Annotated in this window: 14 protein-coding genes; 8 read left to right on the forward strand and 6 right to left on the reverse strand. The window is 42.7% G+C overall.

Annotation, left to right across the window (positions count from 1 at the left end):
* Positions 1-444: 444 nt before the first annotated feature.
* From DXZ20_RS15355 to DXZ20_RS15375, 5 genes are all read left to right on the forward strand, one after another.
* Positions 445-1,647 carry a glycosyltransferase gene (locus DXZ20_RS15355; RefSeq protein ID WP_163670720.1) on the forward strand — a complete coding sequence of 401 codons (1,203 nt, stop codon included), beginning with the start codon at positions 445-447 and terminating at the stop codon, positions 1,645-1,647.
* A gap of 267 nt (positions 1,648-1,914) precedes the next feature.
* Positions 1,915-2,892, forward strand: a complete 978-nt coding sequence (locus DXZ20_RS15360) for an alpha-mannosyltransferase (RefSeq protein ID WP_163699060.1) — start codon at positions 1,915-1,917, stop codon at positions 2,890-2,892.
* A 340-nt stretch (positions 2,893-3,232) separates the two neighbouring features.
* On the forward strand, positions 3,233-4,219 hold the full coding sequence (locus tag DXZ20_RS15365; protein WP_250565772.1) for a glycosyltransferase family 2 protein: 987 nt from the start codon (positions 3,233-3,235) through the stop codon (positions 4,217-4,219).
* A gap of 109 nt (positions 4,220-4,328) precedes the next feature.
* Positions 4,329-6,209 carry a glycoside hydrolase family 9 protein gene (locus tag DXZ20_RS15370; protein ID WP_163699061.1) on the forward strand — a complete coding sequence of 627 codons (1,881 nt, stop codon included), beginning with the start codon at positions 4,329-4,331 and terminating at the stop codon, positions 6,207-6,209.
* Between the two features lie 219 nt (positions 6,210-6,428).
* On the forward strand, positions 6,429-7,748 hold the full coding sequence (locus DXZ20_RS15375; RefSeq protein ID WP_163699063.1) for a glycosyltransferase family 1 protein: 1,320 nt from the start codon (positions 6,429-6,431) through the stop codon (positions 7,746-7,748).
* 85 nt (positions 7,749-7,833) lie between these two features.
* On the opposite strand, the gene DXZ20_RS15380 is transcribed toward DXZ20_RS15375, so the two are convergent.
* A complete protein-coding gene (locus DXZ20_RS15380) occupies positions 7,834-8,550 on the reverse strand; it encodes a polysaccharide deacetylase family protein (protein ID WP_163699066.1) in 717 nt (238 codons plus the stop codon).
* 805 nt (positions 8,551-9,355) lie between these two features.
* Between DXZ20_RS15380 and DXZ20_RS15385 the strand changes: the two genes are divergently transcribed.
* Together DXZ20_RS15385 and DXZ20_RS15390 are read left to right on the forward strand one after the other, a co-directional pair.
* Positions 9,356-10,762, forward strand: coding sequence for a type III PLP-dependent enzyme domain-containing protein (locus DXZ20_RS15385; protein ID WP_163699068.1), 1,407 nt, complete (start codon positions 9,356-9,358; stop codon positions 10,760-10,762).
* Positions 10,763-10,820: 58 nt separating this feature from the next.
* Positions 10,821-12,107 (forward strand): carboxylate--amine ligase, encoded by a 1,287-nt coding sequence (locus tag DXZ20_RS15390; protein WP_163699070.1) that lies wholly within the window; start codon positions 10,821-10,823, stop codon positions 12,105-12,107.
* A 202-nt stretch (positions 12,108-12,309) separates the two neighbouring features.
* On the opposite strand, the gene DXZ20_RS15395 is transcribed toward DXZ20_RS15390, so the two are convergent.
* From DXZ20_RS15395 to DXZ20_RS15415, 4 genes are all read right to left on the reverse strand, one after another.
* Positions 12,310-13,299 carry a glycosyltransferase family 2 protein gene (locus DXZ20_RS15395; RefSeq protein WP_163670737.1) on the reverse strand — a complete coding sequence of 330 codons (990 nt, stop codon included), beginning with the start codon at positions 13,297-13,299 and terminating at the stop codon, positions 12,310-12,312.
* Between the two features lie 221 nt (positions 13,300-13,520).
* Positions 13,521-15,197: an alkaline phosphatase family protein gene (locus DXZ20_RS15400; protein WP_163699073.1), complete on the reverse strand. Its 1,677-nt coding sequence runs from the start codon at positions 15,195-15,197 to the stop codon at positions 13,521-13,523.
* 869 nt (positions 15,198-16,066) lie between these two features.
* Entirely contained in the window at positions 16,067-16,366 is a 300-nt protein-coding gene (locus DXZ20_RS15410; RefSeq protein WP_163699075.1) for a transposase, read from the reverse strand.
* Entirely contained in the window at positions 16,359-16,676 is a 318-nt protein-coding gene (locus tag DXZ20_RS15415; protein ID WP_163699077.1) for a transposase, read from the reverse strand. Before DXZ20_RS15415 ends, DXZ20_RS15410 begins: the two co-directional genes overlap by 8 nt.
* Positions 16,677-17,192: 516 nt before the next feature.
* On the opposite strand from DXZ20_RS15415, the gene DXZ20_RS15420 reads away from it, so the two are divergent.
* Entirely contained in the window at positions 17,193-17,999 is an 807-nt protein-coding gene (locus DXZ20_RS15420; protein ID WP_163699079.1) for a TRADD-N-associated membrane domain-containing protein, read from the forward strand.
* A gap of 173 nt (positions 18,000-18,172) precedes the next feature.
* On the opposite strand, the gene DXZ20_RS15425 is transcribed toward DXZ20_RS15420, so the two are convergent.
* Positions 18,173-19,760 (reverse strand): 3'-5' exonuclease (locus DXZ20_RS15425; protein ID WP_163703501.1); only part of this gene is annotated, 1,588 nt, incomplete at its 5' end.

Genomic DNA, 19,760 nt, shown 5'->3' on the forward strand with positions numbered 1-19,760 from the left:
ATATGCTCAATCCCATTCGTATTCAATGGGCATAAGGATTGTATTTACTTAGCTCTAGCCATCGAGCAGACATTTACATAATTCTCTACGAATAGTCTTCACAACCATTTTTCCGACATCGTCAGCATATTTTACCGCACTAGAGAAGCTGTCATAGCATCTTAAGGAACAATAACTGTATAGTTTAAGTCATTTTGAAAGAAACAAATTGCCTATCTGAGTATGAAGTTCACTTTTAGGGCATTATAGGATTTTTTAATGCCAGGCTAAAGGGGTAGGGCGATTTGAGAAATAGGATGGGAGCATTAGGCGTACATGCTATCTAAGGCTAAAAGATTAAATGTCATTTCCGATGTAATTCCTAGGAAAGCATTAATTTTTTATGAAATCAAATAGTGTTTTTAGCTGTTTTATTGAGTTAAACAAAGGGTTCTCTGAGTAGTAATGAAAGCAACTAATGTTTTGTTCTTAACTACGCTGCTTCCTAGTCGAAGGAAAACTGGAGGTGAAGTCGCATCTCAGGCTTTTATTAATGGCCTGAGACAAAACGGATATAAGGTTTCAGTCGTAGGCTACATGCGAAAGGATGATAGTTTTGAGCCAGAAGCTCATGAAGTGTTAGTAGAAAAGCGGCATATAGAGACAAGTAGTGCCAAAATTGACGCTATCCTCTGGCTTTTACTCAGCTTCATAGTTAAGTTGCCCTATTCAGCTGCTAAATATTACTCCCAAACCTATGTGAAATTGGTAAACACTCTTCTTAGTGCCAAGCAATATGATGTGGTTTTTATTGATCACTCTCAACTAGCTTGGTTAGCAAAGTTAGTTGCTGGGAAAAGTAAGATTATATTTATTGCTCATAATATCGAGCATGAAATCTACCTCAGCCACTTCAATAACTCTAAGAACTTATTCGAAAGATGGCTCTATGCTCGAGAAGCCAAAATGGTAAAAAGAATAGAATCTGAGCTTTCGAAACAAGCCGCAGAAGTTTGGACCTTAACTGAGCATGATGCCAATCATTTTTCTAGACTCAAAGGCGTTTATAACGTTAAAGCGTTAGCCTTACCCTTAGGTCCAGAGAAAGTTTGTGAAAATGTGATTGAGAAGAGATTTGATATTGGATTAATTGGCAGCTGGACCTGGAAATTTAATGAGGAAGGGTTACATTGGTTTTTTAAGTTTGTTTATCCTGAACTATCCAGTCAGCTATCCATTCACGTTGCTGGCAAAGGTGCTGAATGGTTAAGCGGGAAATATCCAAATGTTAAATATGAAGGTTTTGTACCAAACTCTCAGGTTTTCATGGCCCAAGCTAGAGTGATCGCACTACCTATGTTGGGAGGCAGCGGTATACAAATCAAAACCCTTGATGCTCTTGCCTCAGGATCAGCAATTGTAGCCACTCCAACCTCTATGCGAGGTGTCTCTCTAGTCTCTCCAATCGTCCAAATAGCTGAACACCCTAAAGAGTTTGCCCATCTATTAGCTGCTGAGGCGTTTAACTGGACCACGGAAAGAACGCGAAGTGCAGAAAAAACAACTTCAAATTGGTTACAAACACGGAAAGAAAAGTTTCTGAATGATATTGCCAGTTCTGTAGAAAACGGAGCACAAGCATTCACCCAAATGGCTAAAAGTCACTAATCTTCTCACCAATATAGTTGTTCTAAATAACGTACAAAAGATATCTTCTAAGGACATGAATAGATACGGAAAGTCTTCATCTATCAACAGATAGAAAAGAAACTTTGCACCACCTAGTGCGTCAATGTTTGTGTCGGAAAGAGCAGTTTCCACTTCGTCTGATATTTTCACGTTTGCATACCCCATTTCGGAAACACCAGAACCAATTTTTGTAGATGGGACAGGGAAGATTCAGTGGTGTAGCACTATAAATTGAAGGATTAATCTATGAATGATTTATTAGAATACAAGATCGATGCGTCTAATGCTGCAAACTTATTTAATGAACAAGTTAAGGCTCCAGCACCTGAAATGAAAGATTTTTCTGGAAGAGGGTTTGTCATCTGCGCAGGAGGCCCTTATCTAGAAAGCGCTTATGTTGTTGTCCGTCTCCTACGGCACTATGGTGCGACGCTACCGATAGAAATCTGGCATGCTGGTGAAGATGAGATTCCAGCCTGGGCCAGACCAGCATTTATGGAACATGATGTTTCGTTGCATGACATCATGGACTGTTGCAAAAACCGGCCTCTAAAACAGATGCGTGGTTTTCCTATTAAGACAGCAGCCATTCTCCACTCACAATTACGGGAAGTAATGCTCATTGATGCTGACTGCTTTCCCGTATGCAATCTAGAGTTTCTGTTTGACACTAAGGAATATCAAGAGAATAGAGCTATTTTCTTCCCCGATTATCAGCGTCACATACTCCTACCTGGTAAGCCTGTTTGGGATCATGTAGGTATGCCCTATAACGGTGATACAGAATTTGAAACGGGTTTACTACTCTTTGACAAAGTTGCTTGTTGGAAAGCCCTAAACCTTGCTGAATGGATGAATCTTGGTTCGGAGTTTTGGTATCAACATGCAATGGGTGATAAAGACACATTCTATTTATCTTGGCGAAAACTCAACCACCCATATTTTCTAGCTCCAGACTGCTCACGAGTTCCAACTGTTCTGAGTCGACACTACTGGACTGGCAAAAAGCACTTGGCCGATCACCGTACAGGAACCTCCAAATATACGGTGCCTTACAAGAAGGGTATCTTTACAAGCTACCTATCTCCTTATAAAGGTCGTCCTGTATACAAAGATCTTATTGATGAATGTTTACAACGATTTGTCAATAGCAATTATGGATTACATATCAAGTTCTTAGATGCTCTGAAAACCTACAAAGATGCCTCTGAGTCTTCACAATAAATATGCTCAAGTATGGTTAGGGGAGTACACAAAAATAAAGACCCAGATTGGGGCTGTAGATAGGTGGATGAGTGATGGGGTAATGGGGGGATTATCATAAGCACAAGTGCCTTAGTTTAGGCAGAAGCAGTAATCAAGACCTGAGCTATACAACATGTAGCTTCCAGGAACAATCTTTCTGATTTTCATTCGTAATTGTACGTGGGGCATTCTAGATATGTGTTTTACTATGTCCATTTTTTAGCTATCAACTGAAGCAACTATTTCCGATAGGGCCATGCTGAAATGGGTTCGGGCCATCCAATAGTTCCAAATCTAATTTACTTACTTAACTTGAAAGATGCAGGCAACCTCCAATCAACGATCCGATGGTGAGGCTAATATCAATTCCTCCACAACTCTGACCCAGGTTTCAATTTGTGCCGCAACGTATAAACGCCCTCACTTATTGCAAAAATTGTTGGAGTCTTTGAATAACCTTACATTTACTCAGATTCCTATACCTAGTATCGAAGTCATCATCGTTGATAACGACTCTACTCGTTCTGCGGAGGCAACGGTTGAAGCCCTAAAATCTTCTTTCCAATGGCCACTCAAATATTTTGTAGAGACTAATCAGGGAGTGACGTATGCGCGTAATCGTTGTGTTGCTGAGGCATCTGAAGATTCGGATTTCATTGCCATGCTAGATGACGATGAGACTGCAACTCCCCATTGGCTAGAGGAACTTTTAATCAATCAACAGAAGTTTAACGCTGCCATCATTACAGGTCCAGTTCTTGCTGTTTATAAGGAAGAACAGCAAGTGCCTAATTGGATTAAAGCTGGCGACTTTTATTCATTTCCTCGCTATGAAACTGGAAAAAGAATGGATACAGCTTTCACAGGCAACGTTATGTTTAGCACTAAGCTGTTGAAAGATCTGGAGGAAGATGAGCCACTCTTTGATCATCGTTTTGCCCATAAGGGAGCAGAAGATGCTTACCTGTTTTCATGCTTAAATAAACAGGGGTATAAAATTGTTTGGGCTGATGAAGCAGTTCTCTATGAGCCTATTGCCGATCAACGCTTGTCTTTAGATTGGATTTTAAACAGAGGATTCTGGTCTTGGAGTGTTCACAGCTTAATTGAATCAGAGCTTTATCCTTCATTTAAGGTTCAGGCTATTCGAACAATCAAAGGATTGGGGTTAATTGTCATGGGGTTTCTCTCTATTGGCCCATCTATATTTCTAGGTAAGAGTAAAGTAGCCCAGGCATTACTTAGAATGTATCGGGGTATGGGAACACTCTCCGGACTCTTAGGGCGTCAAGGTAACTGGCAGTAGTGCATTACTTGGGCTTGCCTAGGATATATTTGTGCTTTCGAATTTGTTTGAGATAGTTATAGTCATCTCTACAGCATCTTCTAATAACTCCATCTACACAAGCATTCCTATGATTAAATCTACGCTTACCAAACCTTTTCGAAATTATCAGGCAATACTAGGCACAATTGCTAAGGTCGCTGGTGCTGTTACTATTGCTCTTGGTGCACTGAGCTGTTCAGATGGCGCTCAAGAGTCGACGGTTAAAGAGTTTCAAGTTTTAGTAGACCAGTTTGGCTATCGCCCCCAAGATCCAAAAGTTGCGGTTGTTATTGGTCCTTTAGGTGGCGATCAACCTTACGAATTAAGAAATTCTGAAACCGATGAGGTGATTGAGGTTATTACCCCAGTCAAGTGGACAAATGGGGCGGTTCATTCACAGTCAGGAGAACGTGCCTGGTGGGTTGATTTTTCAGACCTGGATGAGCCTGGTAAGTATGTCATCGTCCGTGAAGATGGAGAGACACGTTCAGCTGAATTTGAAATTCGCTCAGACATCTACAGAGATGTCTTAATTGCTGCTACTCGAATGTTTTTCTACCAGCGCAGTGGTTTCTCTAAAACAGAACCCTTTGCAGACGCACGCTGGACTGATGGAGCAGCTTACATGGGTCCTGGACAAGATACCCAGGCACGATTTGTAGATGACAAACAAAATCCAGCAACCGAACGCGCTATGCATGGTGGTTGGTTTGATGCCGGTGACACAAACAAGTATGTTACGTATACGTTGCAACCTGTCCATCAGCTGCTAAGTGCCTACAGTCAAAACCCCAAAATTTGGACGGATGATTTTAATATTCCTGAGTCAGGTAATGGTATTCCTGATTTGTTGGATGAAATTAAGTATGAACTAGACTGGCTCATACGGATGCAAGACGATGATGGTGGAGCCTTTATCAAGATCGGAAATTTGGATTACAACCCGCCAAGCCCTATTCCTAGTAAGGATACTCGGCCTCGGTATTATGGTCCTAAGTGTTCATCATCTACAATTGCGATCGCAAGCGTCTTTGCCCACGCCGCAGTAGAGATGCAGTCTATTCCTGAATTAGAAGACTACGCTGCTGAGTTAACATCCCGAGCCAGAGCAGCCTGGGACTGGTTCCAGGTCCATCCAATAGACACAGATTGTGACACAGGAGAAATCAAATCAGGAGACGCAGATATGACTGCGGACGCCCAGTTGGGAACAACAGTGAGCGCCGCTGTTTATCTGTTTGCAGCAACAGGAGATCCACAGTTCTCCAACTATGTTGTTGACAATATTGACCTGGCACAACCCTACAGAGACGGTCCCTGGTCTCGCTACGATCCCTGGCAAGGAGATGCGTTAATTTTCTATTCCCAAATGCCTGATGCCGATGAGGCTTTAAAAGAGGAAATTTTAACCGATCTAGAAGATAAGTTAATTGACTATCATCCAGAAGCCTATGGCAGCGATGATTTACTAGATCCGTTTCGCTCCTACATGCCTGACGAACAGTATCATTGGGGCAGCAATATGACTAAGGCCAACTATGGGAACATGAATTATGACCCTGTTATGCTGGGCATACATAAAGCGGAATGGCCAGCCTACATTGAGCGGTCCTTAGGTGCCATCAACTATTTTCACGGTGTAAATCCATTAGGCATTGTCTTTCTCAGTAACATGTATGAGTACGGTGCCGAGTACTCCGCTAATGAGATGTACCATCAGTGGTTTGGTCAGGGTGAATTTGAAAACGCACTGACATCGAAAAAAGGACCCGCACCTGGGTTCTTTATGGGCGGTCCTTACAAAGACTATTCCGGAGATGAAGCAATCGCGTCAGGACCTCCAATGAAAGCCTATATCGATGACGTAGAGCCCAATCAACCCACATATGAAATCATAGAACCCGCCATCTACTACCAGTCAGCTTATATCAAGCTACTATCTAAATTTGTTACCGCAGAAGAGAACTAGATCAGTCCCTTTTGTATATCTGTTCTTACACAGCTGATATCTTGAAAACGATAACCACTTAGAACATGTAACAGTCGAATCAGCGTCACTTTTTCTTGATTGCAAGCATCTACCTAAACGTCTATGACTATTAAACAAGTTGAATGTAGATGCTTACATATGTATTGCAATGGTGAAAGCGTCATATTCATATGCCGTCACATCATAGGATAATTATTTATGGCTAAAAAGAGATTGAAAGTATTACTCATTATTGAACAATGTAATCCTGCCTGGAACTCAGTTCCCCTGGAAGGATATCGATTGTATGCAGGTATCAGTAGATTCGTTGACACTACATTAGTAACCCACGCACGCAATAGAGAAGAGCTAGAGAGAATACACCCAGATGCAGACATCACTTACATTGAAGACAGTAAACTGATTGAAAACCTAGAGCTGCTTGGGGATCGTTTGAGCCTATATAAGGGGCAAATCATCTGGCCGCTGCGCAATGCGTTTACATACCCAGTTTACTGGGGATTCAATCGGGCAGTCTATAGTCGATTTAAAGAAGCTATTGTTCGCGGTGACTATGATCTAGTTCATACCATCACCCCAATGATGCCACGCTATCCTGTAAAAGCAATTAAGGCATGCAAGAAAACTCCGTTCATTCTAGGTCCAGTCAATGGTGGAGTTCCGTTTCCTGACGGATTTAAGGAGCTGGGGCGTCGAGAATATTCTTACTTTAATTTCCTACGCTGGATAGGACGCTCTATCATTCCTGGGTACCGGGAAACTTATAAAAAAGCCCACTATATTTTGGCAGGCTCTAGTTATACACTGAGTCTGATTAAAGAGCTATTCCCTAAGACTCGCGACAATCAGATAGAACTATTTTATGAGAATGGTATTACCAGCTCCTTTGTCAGATCTGAGGAAGAAGTAGCCCAAGCGAAAATACCTACAGAAGCGTCAGTAGATAATAAAGTTAAACTCCTATATGTTGGTCGACTTGTTCCTTACAAGGGGGCTGATATGATTTTAGACGCTATTAGCAAACTGGACGAGTCTATAAAGCTAAAGATTCATCTAACCATTGTCGGCAATGGCTCTGAGCAGGAAAGCTTAGAGCACCAGGTAAAACAGCTAAAACTCAATGATCATGTGCATTTCACTGGATATGTTGAGCAGTACCAGACCTTAGAATATTATCGACAGTCTGACATTTTCTGTTTTCCCTCAGTTCGTGAATTTGGTGGGGCAGTCGTTTTAGAAGCCATGGCTAATGCTTTACCTTGTATTGTGGTTGATAACGGTGGCATTGGTGAGTATGTAACAGAGAAAACAGGCTTTAAGATCGACCCTTTATCCAGAGAGTTTGTAGTGAACAAATTAGCTATTTATATTGCCCAGTTGGTTGAGGACCATATTATGCGACATGATATGTCCTATGAAGCACTTCAGCGTGCAAAGGAGTTTACCTGGGATACAAAAACTCGTAAGATTGTCGATATTTATTCAGAAGTTGTAGAAAGAGAAGCAACAACAGTCTAGTAAGACTCATCTGTATTGGCATTGAAAGCACATAAGCCCTTAGCAATGCGCCAAGGGCTTATGTGCTTGGGCTTCTGATATCTATTTATGCCGCCTGTAATGCCATCAACTGAGAAACTGTTTTGAACTGATACCCCTCTTTCTGAAGCCTTTGCAAAACTATTTTGGTTGCTGCCACAGTCTGGGATCGATTGCCTCCGCCATCATGTAAAAGAATAATAGAGCCAGGCTCAACACTGCAAACGATAGACTCAGCAATTTTTTCTGGATCAGCTGTTTCGTAGTCCTTAGGATCAACATTCCAAAGAATATTTGTTTTTTCTCTACGGGCAAGCTCCCAAGGCAACCGAACACGCTTTAAACCATAAGGTGCACGAAAATGTATTCTTGATTCGACACCCAAATCAGATAGTATGTCGTCCGTCTTTTGGATTTCAGAACGGACTGTTGCCAAACTCGTGTCTATTAATCTTTGATGGGAATACGAATGGTTACCTAGCTCGTGCCCTTCATCAATCATACGACGAGTTGTTTTGATATTTTTTTCAATATTTTGACCAATTGCAAAAAAGGTTGCTTTTGCATCAAACTCTTTTAATACATCAAGTAAGTTATCTGTATAAGGTGGATTAGGACCATCATCATAGGTCAACGCTAGAACTTTCTCAGTTGTATCCACACATGTAATCATCTTTCCAAACAGCTGAAACTTGTATGATGTTGACAACCAATTTAGGGTGTAACGGCTTAGAAAGCCTAACAAAACGCCGGAGACAAGGGAGATAGCTAGAAAAGAATTCATTTTATATGTGCGCGAGGTGACTCTCTAGGATAGGCATTAATGTACTTTCAGCCTCAAGACCAAAGGGGTTTCGGTATGATGGGAGCTCAGCTAAAGCAAGGATAAATAGATTCTAGTTCTGAGTGGTTTTGAAACAACAATTTCATTGAAGCAAAAGCCTTTAGTTACTGCTGAGGCCATGTAAAACCAAACGTTCTAAACCAAATATTTTAGTCACTAGTATGGTATCGGATACTATAAAATACTGACTTATAGGCTAATCGAGAATATTTTATCATAGTAACTTAAATATCTGATCCAGCTATTTAGTGAAAAACTTGAAAACATGGCAATAAAATACTATAAGCGATTAATAATAAGATAAAAGCACCGAATACCCGTAAAATTTCGTTGTATGGGTTTACAAACAGTAGGTTCAACTAGGTTCAACAAGCTTGGCAACAACATGAACCCCACATAGGAGAACACAGATAATATTGAAAGGCTACGCAATAGTATGGAAAGAGCAGCATATCAAAGTAATCTCTTGTCTAGTTACCTGAATATCCTCCAAAGTTGTTCAGCCTTGAGGACAATACTAAACAGGCAAATACACAGAAATTGTTTCGACAGTCGGAAGCATTTTCCAGGCAAAATTGCGAACTTTATGCTTGTTTTCAGCGATCGGACTCGATATGCGTCACTCTCTAATGTTTTCTTGACGTAGATGTTTATCGTATTAAGAAACCATGGATCTAGGGGACTTTTATTCTTTGCTCAAGTCATACATGAATAAGAATTAAGAATTGGGGAATTGCAAGTAATTATGCCAAAGACTCAAGCAAAACGGCTCGTGCGCAGTATTGGTGCCCAAGCATTGCAAAAGCGAGTGGGCATGCGTCAGGATTTATCTCCCCAGCTCTGGAATATGTCCTATGAAAATAGTGCGCTTACGCTACATGGCGTCAATCTTCAAACTCTTCTGGAGCAATATGGTAGTCCCCTTCATGTATTGAACACACAGAAGCTAGCGCAGAATGCCCATGCCATGATGTACGGGCATCAAAAGCAGCAGATTCTCAATGTTTACTATTCCTATAAAACTCATCCTATTCCCCGCATACTTCAACTCCTGCATAGTTATGGCGTAGGTGCCGAGGTTATTTCTCCTTATGAACTATGGTTAGCGTTACACCTTGGTGTAGACCCTCAAAAGATCATCTACAATGGCCCTGCCAAATCAGACAAGTCCATCGAGATAGCCATTGACCGAGGTATTCGCTTACTTAACGTTAATCATCGCGAAGAGCTAGAGCGTTTTGCTAAAATTTCTCGGCAAGTTGGCAAAAAGGCCAATATTGCAATTCGATTGATATTCGCCAAGGGCTGGAGTGGCCAGTTTGGTCTTGGTGTAGATACTGGCGAGGCGTTAGCAACTTACCGTCAGGCCCTCAGTATGCCTGAGCTTAATGTTATTGGTGTGCACTGCCATCGAGGTGTTCTCTTTGATGGTCTGGATGATGTGGCAGGATACTTGCAAGGTATTAAAGATTTTTTGAATACTTTGTATCAGGAATTTGATTTTCACCCAGAGATTTTGGATGTTGGCGGGAGTATTGCTATTCCAACGGTACGTTCATTTTCAGACTTTGATAAAAAGCTAAGTGAGACCTTCCGTATTGAAGTAAGAGAGCCGACACCACAGGATTATCCTACGCTAGAAGACTTTGCTGAGTTTATTTCTAAGGATCTCACAGGGTATTTTCAAGACGTTAGTCGTCCTATACCGGAGCTAGCTGTTGAACCAGGAAGGGCGATTACGGGGAATACCCAAGCACTACTATCGCGTATTGTTGATACTAAAGAAACGTCCGAAGCATTTACCTATGGAATTTTGGATGCAGGCATTAGTGTTGCTGAGATTGTAAAGTATGAGTTTCATCAGGTTCTTCCTCTACAGCAGAAAGCTCAGAATCCGGAAAAGCTTTATCGCTTAGTGGGTCCTATTTGTCATATGGGAGATACACTCTATCCTGCTTGGCGACTACCTGAACTAGCTAAAGGTGATGCCATTTCCATTATGGATTCTGGGGCTTATTTTGTGCCTGAAGCGCGAGCTTTTTCGTTTCCTAAGCCCGGCATTGTCGGATTAAATAGCAGTGGTGAATCTTTTATGATCCGCAAGTCTGACACTTTCGAAAGCATTATCCATATGGACTGTTTGGCTGACTAGGCCACATGTTTGAAAATTTGTTTTAGAAGAATCTCCTAATTATTTAAGATCTCGTCCTATGGTAGCTATTAGCTCATCTACCCAAGCTCCAATTATGATGACTATGGGAGATTATGGGGGAACCCTCGCAGTTGTGAGGTCCTATGGGAAGCACAATCAGCCTACATTACTGGCTGATCCTAAGACTTCTACACTCACCCATAAATCTCGCTATCTTTCAAAGGCCCTCAAATCCCCACCAGTAGAAGATTTTGAGAGTTTTGTTAACTGGCTAATAGAGTATGGCAAACAAAATCCTGGCGCGTTTCTCTACCCGTCAAGTGATGATATGACATGGTTGATCTCTCGGTATCGTGATCAGTTAAGCGACTATTACAAGCTCTACAGCCCTGATGTTAAAACCATTTATGCGCTGCTGAATAAACCAGAGCTACATGCGATCGCAGAAAAGCTAGGGATTCCTGTTCCCTCTACAGTTGCGCCCACATCCGTAGAAGACCTTAAGGCGCAGGCTCACAAGCTTAGGTATCCAGTATTGATCAAACCTAGAACCCAAATTGGCATGTTGCGACGCCAAAAGGGTCAGGTCTGTGAAACGCCAGAAAAATTACTGGAAATTTACCCAGACTACCAACAAAAATTTTATTACCATCCTCTTCTCATTGACTTTGACCCAGAGGTCAATTGGCCCATGGTGCAAGAATTTCATGCAACCGCCGGTCAAAATACCTACAGCGTCGCTGGTTTTGTTGATGAAAGCCAAGAGATATTCCTAACCCGTGCATCGGCTAAAGTTTTACAATTTCCTATTCGTGTAGGCGTAGGACTCTGTTTTGAAAGCCGTCCTCTGAATCCTAAGGCCATAGACCATCTCAAAGCTATCTGTAGAGAAGTTGGCTATTACGGCGTATTTGAAGCCGAGTTTATTGTGCATGGCAACCAGCTATTGTTAATGGACTTTAATCCAAGATTCTATGGGCAAATGGCCTTTGAATTAGAGCGTAAGTTACCATTAGATCAACTAGTTTTAGCCTATGCCAACAATGATTCTGAATATGGCAAAGTCATTCAAAAACAAGATCAGACATGGGACCATCACAAAGTTTATCGTTTTAGTAATCGATGGCGCTTGTGGTTGATTTTGACAACTCAAGCTGTTGTGGGGCGTTTTTCTTGGGCCGAGCGTCGTAAGTGGCTAATCTGGGCCGGTCACACAGACACTGGCTGCGATCCGGTCTACACAGATGATGATCCGAATCCTCGTCGTGCTGATATCCTATCGGTGGTCAAAAGCTGGATCAAGCATCCTCGTAGTACATTTAAGACTTTTTTTGCAGATCTTTGATGGCCATGATTGTTTCCAGTCGCTACTAGTAGGCGCTAAGTTAACAGTATGAACTACTTGGAATCACCTAACTGATATTGCTCATCACATGCCTAGCAAGAGCTTATGCTGCCGTTGTTAGGCATTAAACTTCATCCATATAACAAGTTGAACCGCGTAGTCACCTGAGGCAGAAGACTGCGTATTTTAACATGACTAGAGCTTAGCTAAACTTCTTGTATACTTTAGTCTTAAAAAAGATAGCACCAAAGTGTCTAGAGAGTGACTTTGGCACTTCTGATAGTAGGGTTTGATAAAATAAAGGATATTTCAGAGATTCTAACCCAGCTCTGAAGAGTTTTCCTCGCTTGAGAAAAGCAACGACCTTATAATAGTCTTTTAGTTTTTTCGTCTCTTTAAGCTTTAGATTTAACGCATCAACCAGCTCTGTATTTTGCTTTAGATAACTAGCTTCATCTTTGAAAAAACGCCTGACCGCTGCACATTCTTCATTTAGTCTTTCAACTTTGTTGGTGCTGGTCGTTAATGCACCATCCCTAGACCGATAGTAATAGTAGGGTTCTGGCAACAGCAGAAATTTTGCACCTCTCACCAAGCAGTCTAAGTCTAACCAAAAGTCCTGTGAAACTTTGATCTCTGGCTTATAGGTGATATTGTTCTCAACGAGCAACTGTCTGCGAAAAAGTGGCTTGCTGAATCCTAGCTCTAGACCTTGTCTGCCCTCAATATCAGAGAGGACAAACGACACAGGATTAATAGCGAGAACATCAACAATAGATGGATCATGGTACTCAATCATTGTTGTTCGAGGTTCTGTTTCTCCATCTTCAATGATGTAAAAATCATCCGCCACCATATCTGCTTGATTTTCCTTCGCAAAGGTTAAAAGTCGCTCCAATCGCTCAGGTGCATACCAATCATCAGAATCTAAAACCGCAACCCAATCTCCAGTTGCTTCTTGCAGAGCCCGATTTCGCGCAGCCCCTGCCCCTCCATTTTGTTTTTGACAAACTAACTTTAACCGATCATCCTGTATTCCTTTAAGAACCTGGACAGTTCCATCTGTAGAAGCATCGTCAACAACTATGATCTCAAAATCCTCAAACGTTTGAGACAAAACTGAGTCAATCGCTCGCTTAATATAGGTTTCAGTGTTATATGCAGGAACTATAACTGATACTTCTGGCTTCATAATAGTAGTGTGAACTTATCTAAGTGTGTCTGCTCCCAATAGAAAAAGTGACTGGTGGCCAGTAACCTGACCACCGGGTAGATTAGGATTCTAAAAATACTTTAGTTTCTACACAGGTAACCTACCTGTCTATGTCACGATTATCTCCTTAGCTGTCGTCACTAAAAAACATTGGTCAGAACGATGAAATAGAAACTTGGGGTTGCGATCGCAGCCTATATTCACACTACAGTGGTAATTGCTTTAGAACGGGAAGAAGCAAACAAGGATTTACCATCAAAGTGCTCTGGAATGGGTGCACCCAAGGATGATAGGAACGTAGGCGCTAGATCGACAACGTGACCATTTTGCAACGTTTCACCAGCTGGAATTGCGTTACCCTTAGCCACAAAGAAACCACGAGAACGATGACCACCAGGACGATTAAATGTCACTGGGCCAATCCGTCCTAGAGTAGGGCTATCGACCACATCGGTTGGTAACTCGTGCCAAACAACCACCAAGTCTGCATCGGGTAGAGTTGGATTATCGTCCAACGGATCCTGACGGGTGCGTAGGACTTTTTTCACCAATGGCTGGCCCGTACGACCATCAGTCAGCTCATACAGCATGGCTGTAATATCTTCACATAGTGCATCGTACTCATCAGGAGTGACCTTGCCATCTCCCTCTCGTCCCTGCAAATTAATGCGAATGTGACCATCCGCAAAGGCAGGCAGCGCAAAGGCTTTCATGTCTGGCCATAGGGGAGAAAAGGCCATGCCAGGCATCCATCCTAAGTGAGGCTGAGTAGACTGTAGCAATCGTGGTGATGCCAATCCATCCTGGGTTTCACTTAACCACTTCTTAGGTGTCCAAGTATTAATCAATCGCTTGATCGGATTAGGCTCATTAATCTTGCGCCAAACCTCATCTGGCCAGGAGCGACGAATGGGTCGCTTAATGGGTGGAGGTGGTGTGGTACCTAGCTTACCGGGAGCCAGCCCCACCTTACCTGGGAAGTTAAACCGATACATGACTTCTCCTAGGAAAAACATGCTTAACAAATCTGTGAGGTTGGCCCCTATCCCGTGGACAGAGTAGCAAAATACCGTTGCATCCTCTGGAGCGGCAGCTAGGATTTCACCAATAGCCCAGTCAACCTTCTTATAGATGGTCAACAGTGGGTCAGTTTTGCCACGGCGATAGGTGTGCAATGGATGATCCGCTTGGCTTTGATCGTACAGGTCATGGCCAGCGGAGTGGGTATCACCAAAAGTGGTCAAGAATAAATCCCAAGAGTCTCGCTGGAGCAGATCTTTACAGACATCTACTCGCTTCTCAATACTTTCCTGAAGAGCCGTTTGAATCCAATTTACGTAGTTAGGGTCCCACCAGCGACCGTTATCGTTATGCAATACCGGATTACGACCATGCTTTTCGACAATGTCAGAAAACAGTTCTTGGGGTTGAGAATGGCTTTGAACAAAGGGAAAGTGGCCGCCCCAACCCAGAATTTGTGCACCTTTAACTTGGTCACACAGGGCTGAAACTGGAATATCAAATGCTGCGACTCGATAGTCATCGCCTAGCGCATAAAAAGGAGAAAATTCTTTATAGTCATAGCCACTCTCGACTTCGTCACACACGACGCTGTAGCTTTCTGGAGAATATTCTATAGTGTCCCAGAAGCCTGTTTTATTGGGATAACAACCCGTGGAAAAAACCACCCAAGATGGTTCTGTAGAGGAAAATTCTGCCTCGCCGCTAACATAGGGAACCGTATTTGCTAGCCGACCATAGGTGCCTTCTTTTCTCAGTCGGGCAAGGTTAGGTAGCAGCCCTTGATCCATCCAGGGCTCCAGTAGGGTAGGATCCGCTGCGTCTAAACCAATACCAATAACGGGTGTCTTTGTCATAAGATTAGTCGGGACAGATAATAGAGCTAGGATACAAATACTAGATGCGCTAAACAGAGAAACTGTTTGCCATCCAGGGTGTTATTAATCAATAAAAAACACTAAGGGCTGATTCCTAAAGTTAGGCTGAAGAAATCAGCAGATATACGGAGTTTTTGGAATCTAGGGGGTCTTATGTCTGGATCCTCGATAACAATATTGCTTAACAGACATACTCGATTTTGGAAGCAGATGGTGACAAAATAATTTCCTGGTGTGGAATAGTCGTAATCTTTTAGACAAATAGATCGACGATGATGTTTGTCTAGATTGTATTTGGTGGGCATCACATGGCAATGGATAGGTAATCCAGAATTCCCCCATAATCATCGCTAAATACCGAAATCCTGTAGGGGCAATGCCTCGTGCTTGCTCCCCGATCGCCTGCGCTAGAGACCGATGGTGCGATCATATTTGCCGTCTACCATGGTCGGGGTTGAACAATGGCATAGGTTATCCAGGGCACCCACAAGGGGATACCCCTACCCACTCCAGGGCCTCTGTCATTATTCCTCGTCTATTTGGGATACTTGCTCACGGCTGTGGGTTCTGAACTTGCAATTGAACTGATTATCAAATTCTGCACAGACTACGATTTGCTGAGAGTGGATTCGTAAACTAATACTGAGCAGCCTGAGGAGTCTTTGACGTCCATCGTCGTCGATTATCGGTTAACCGACGCAGCATCAAGCGAATCATGCCCCCATAGACCACGCCTTCATGGTTTTCAGGTAACACCTTATAGTCTCGACACAGACGTCTGGCCTTATCTAACCAAGAAAATGTTCTCTCAACGACCCATCTATAAGGAGCTGGGACGAACCCCTCTCCTAATTTTTTGTGACCTCTAGAACGCAGTGATGAACATGCTCTATAATCTCTCCTAAGATTCCCTTGTACGCTTGGTCAGCCAACACTTTCTCAAGCCTCACATAGGTCTCTAATATAGGTTCTAACACCACCACTGCTGCTTTAATATCTGCCATATTGGCGGCACTAACAAAACAATTTAGCACCATGCCTAAGATGTCAACAACGATATGACGCTTACGTCCCTTGACAAACTTATGACCATCAATCCCTTGGTCAGGACCTTTTTTCTCTGAGGTCCTCACGGATTGACTATCCATGCTTATAGCTCGGTTGCTCATCTCGCCCCTCTGCGAGGCTTACTAACTTTACCAAGTGCTCATTAATCTGGTCCCATAAGCCCATCTTGACCCAACGACGATAATAATCGTAGACGGTTGACCAGTTAGGCAAGTCATGGGGCATCGCACGCCATTTGATACCGTTATCGACCCAATACAAGATGGCATTCACGATCTCTCGTAAGTTGACTTCTTGAGGATGACCGACACCCTGATGGACGGGAAGTAATAGCTTAATCAAGGCCCACTCGTCATCGCTTAAATCTGAGGGATACGGAAGACGGCTCATAACCTCCTCCAGTGCTAACAACACTGCTGGTTATACAGGGTCGAAAGGAGGGATATTCACTCCTTTACAATAATTTACGCACCCATTCTAACTGCACTAAATCTACTTATGGATTTGTTTGCACTTATCAACACAGTCGTGGTAATTCTCAGATCTAGCAGAATCACGCTCAACTACTATAATAAAAATCAATGCGGCTACCGGAAATACAATGATAATAAATGGAAGCACACCACTAGAATATAATACGCGACATGTGACAGTTTAGCGCATATGCATTATTCAGGCTATCTTAGGCATGCTTCTAAAATCCAATAACGGATTTGAAGTAGCAGTTTAAAGCTTCCTCTCAGTTTACATAGATTAGAGTGAAACCTCTGAACTGATTCTATATTTTCAGATTAGACTAGTCATTTATTCTTAATTGCCTAAAGGATCTGAGATAGCAATATGTTCACTCACCTGCTGTGTACCTACTGTGTAATTTTAATAGTTATATAACCTTTTTTTAGTCATATGGCTATTCCAGGGAACGATTCAGCCACAGAATCACAAGCAATGCTACCTAGCACATCACAAAAAAATTTGAATATAGGATTACAGCCAGACAAACAACTTCTACTCACAACACGACGCAACGAGAGAGTTCAAAAACGGAGAGCTTTACAAAAAGTTGTTTACATTTCTCTTCTTACATCCATAAGTTTACCAATTTTAATTGTTGCGATTCTCCTTAGAGGGCAATATTTATCCAACCCTCTATATATACTATCAGGAGTTTCCTATGGAATAGTGCCAATAGCGGCAGTAATATATTTCAGTTTGAGGTTACGTCAAGTTGAAGAAGAAATTCAAGATTTAGATTTCGAACTTGATTTATTGAAGTACAAAGCTACCCTGCAAGAAATCCGTGCCGAGAAGCTTCTTCAAATAAACGACGTACAACTTCGTCGATACTACAACCTTAATCTCAAGCAGAATACTTGGGTATTTTGCTTAGGTATTTTCTGCATTTTGATTGGTGTTTCTATTATTGGCGTAACTTTATTTTTATTATTAAGAGTAGCAGATGATACAGAAACTAAAATTGTTGCTGGTGCTGTTGGAGCTATAGGATCATTACTTGTAAACTATGTGGCCGCTATATATCTTAAAATCCATGCAGATGCCACCTCCAATCTTAGTGATTTTCACTCTCGACTAGTCGAAACACAACAAATTTTACTTGCAAATTTATTGGCTTCACGTATCGAACATAAAACGGATCGCTGGAAGACTATTTCTCAACTTGCAATTAATGTCGGCACGAAAAAGAGCAACTGAAATATATTGAAAATGCATGTATCCATCATACCGTTAAATTATCGTTGGTAAACTCGTTTAGAGAGAAATAGTCAAACTTTTATCGATAATGAACCAATGTCAAATACGGATATTATAGAGACACTAAAAAATATAGACTGCTCCCCACCTTTTAGTAACAGATTTAATTCATACTACGACTCAATTCGCGTAAGTGTAGCCACCCTCGGATCAATAATCTTCTTGCCTAAGCCTGGAAACTTGATTGCTAAGCAGATTTTGTTACCTGCACCAAAAATGTGAGTGATGGTGCCTTCGCCAAAGGCACCGTGTATGACCTTTTCACCCACACCCCAATCATCCTCATGGGTTCCCGGCTTTTGTACTTTGGGTTCAGGATTTTTGAGCTGTGCTGTGCGCTTAGGTGTCAACTCTAATCGAGGTAGCGCCGTCGCCGTATTGGCCAGGATGTAATCCTCCGGCAGTTCGCCTAAAAACATTGAAGGTGTGGCAATCTCTCGCATATTCCCGTACAAACGCCGTTCCCGCGCATAGGTCAGAAATAATCTCTCCTGAGCGCGGGTAATACCCACATAACAGAGGCGTCGCTCCTCTTCGATGGCGGCGGCATCATCCAATGATCGGAAGCTCGGGAACAGCCCCTGTTCCATCCCCACCACAAACACCACTGGAAACTCTAATCCCTTCGATGAGTGCAACGTCATCAGGGAAACTGCATTGCTCTGCTTATCATCGTCCATATCTGAACTCAGCGCAGCACTGGCCAAAAATGTCAGCAATGTGGCATCTTCGTTCTCTTCTTCAAACTGGATGACGGCGTTATATAACTCATTAACGTTCTGGATGCGATCTAGATCTTCATCAGTGCCCTTATCTCTCAAAGCCCGAATATAGCCAGAGTCTTCGATCACCTCCTGCACTAATTCTGAAGCAGGCACGGTTTCTACCCGTTGCTGCCAGCCCTGGATCATAGTGGCAAAGCGGTTAACTGACTTACTGGCACGACCAGCTAAAGTTTTTACGGATGTGTCATCTGACAGAATTTCCCACAGGGGCATCCCTAACTCACCAGAGGCCTTTTCCAGATTCTCCATGGTGGTTTTACCAATGCCACGTCGGGGTGTGTTGATCGCCCGCTTGAGACTTACCGTATCGGCTGGATTGGCAATGAGTCGTAGATAGGCGAGGACGTCCTTAATCTCACGACGATCATAGAACTTAAGGCCACCCACAACTTTGTGGGGCACACTGTAGCGGGTGAGCACCTCCTCAAAAGAACGAGACTGGGCATTGGTGCGATACAGAATCGAAAAGTCTCCCCACTTTAGCTCAGGATTCTTGTCTATGGAAATGCGAATCTGGCTCACAACATAGTCCGCTTCGGCTCGTTCATCGTCGGCTTTATAGCAGAAGATAGATTCCCCTGTGCCCCTGGTGGCTCGAAGAACTTTATCGATGCGCTCGGTGTTGTTTTCAATTAGATGGTTAGCGACTTCGAGAATGTTCGAGGTGGAGCGATAGTTCTCTTCTAGCTTCACCATGGTACGGGTGTCGTCATCCGATAGCCCATCACCAAAGTCGCTCTGGAAGTTCATCAGAATGGTGAAGTCGGCAGCACGGAAAGAATAAATAGATTGATCGGCATCACCAACGACAAATACAGATCGCTGATTCCAGTCTTCAAAGACTTTTGTGGTGGGGGCATTATTGGTGGCAAGCAACCGCAACAGATCGTACTGGGTGCGGTTGGTGTCCTGATAT

This window comes from Adonisia turfae CCMR0081, from assembly GCF_011009555.1.
GTDB classification, from domain to species: Bacteria; Cyanobacteriota; Cyanobacteriia; order Phormidesmidales; family Phormidesmidaceae; genus Leptothoe; species Leptothoe turfae.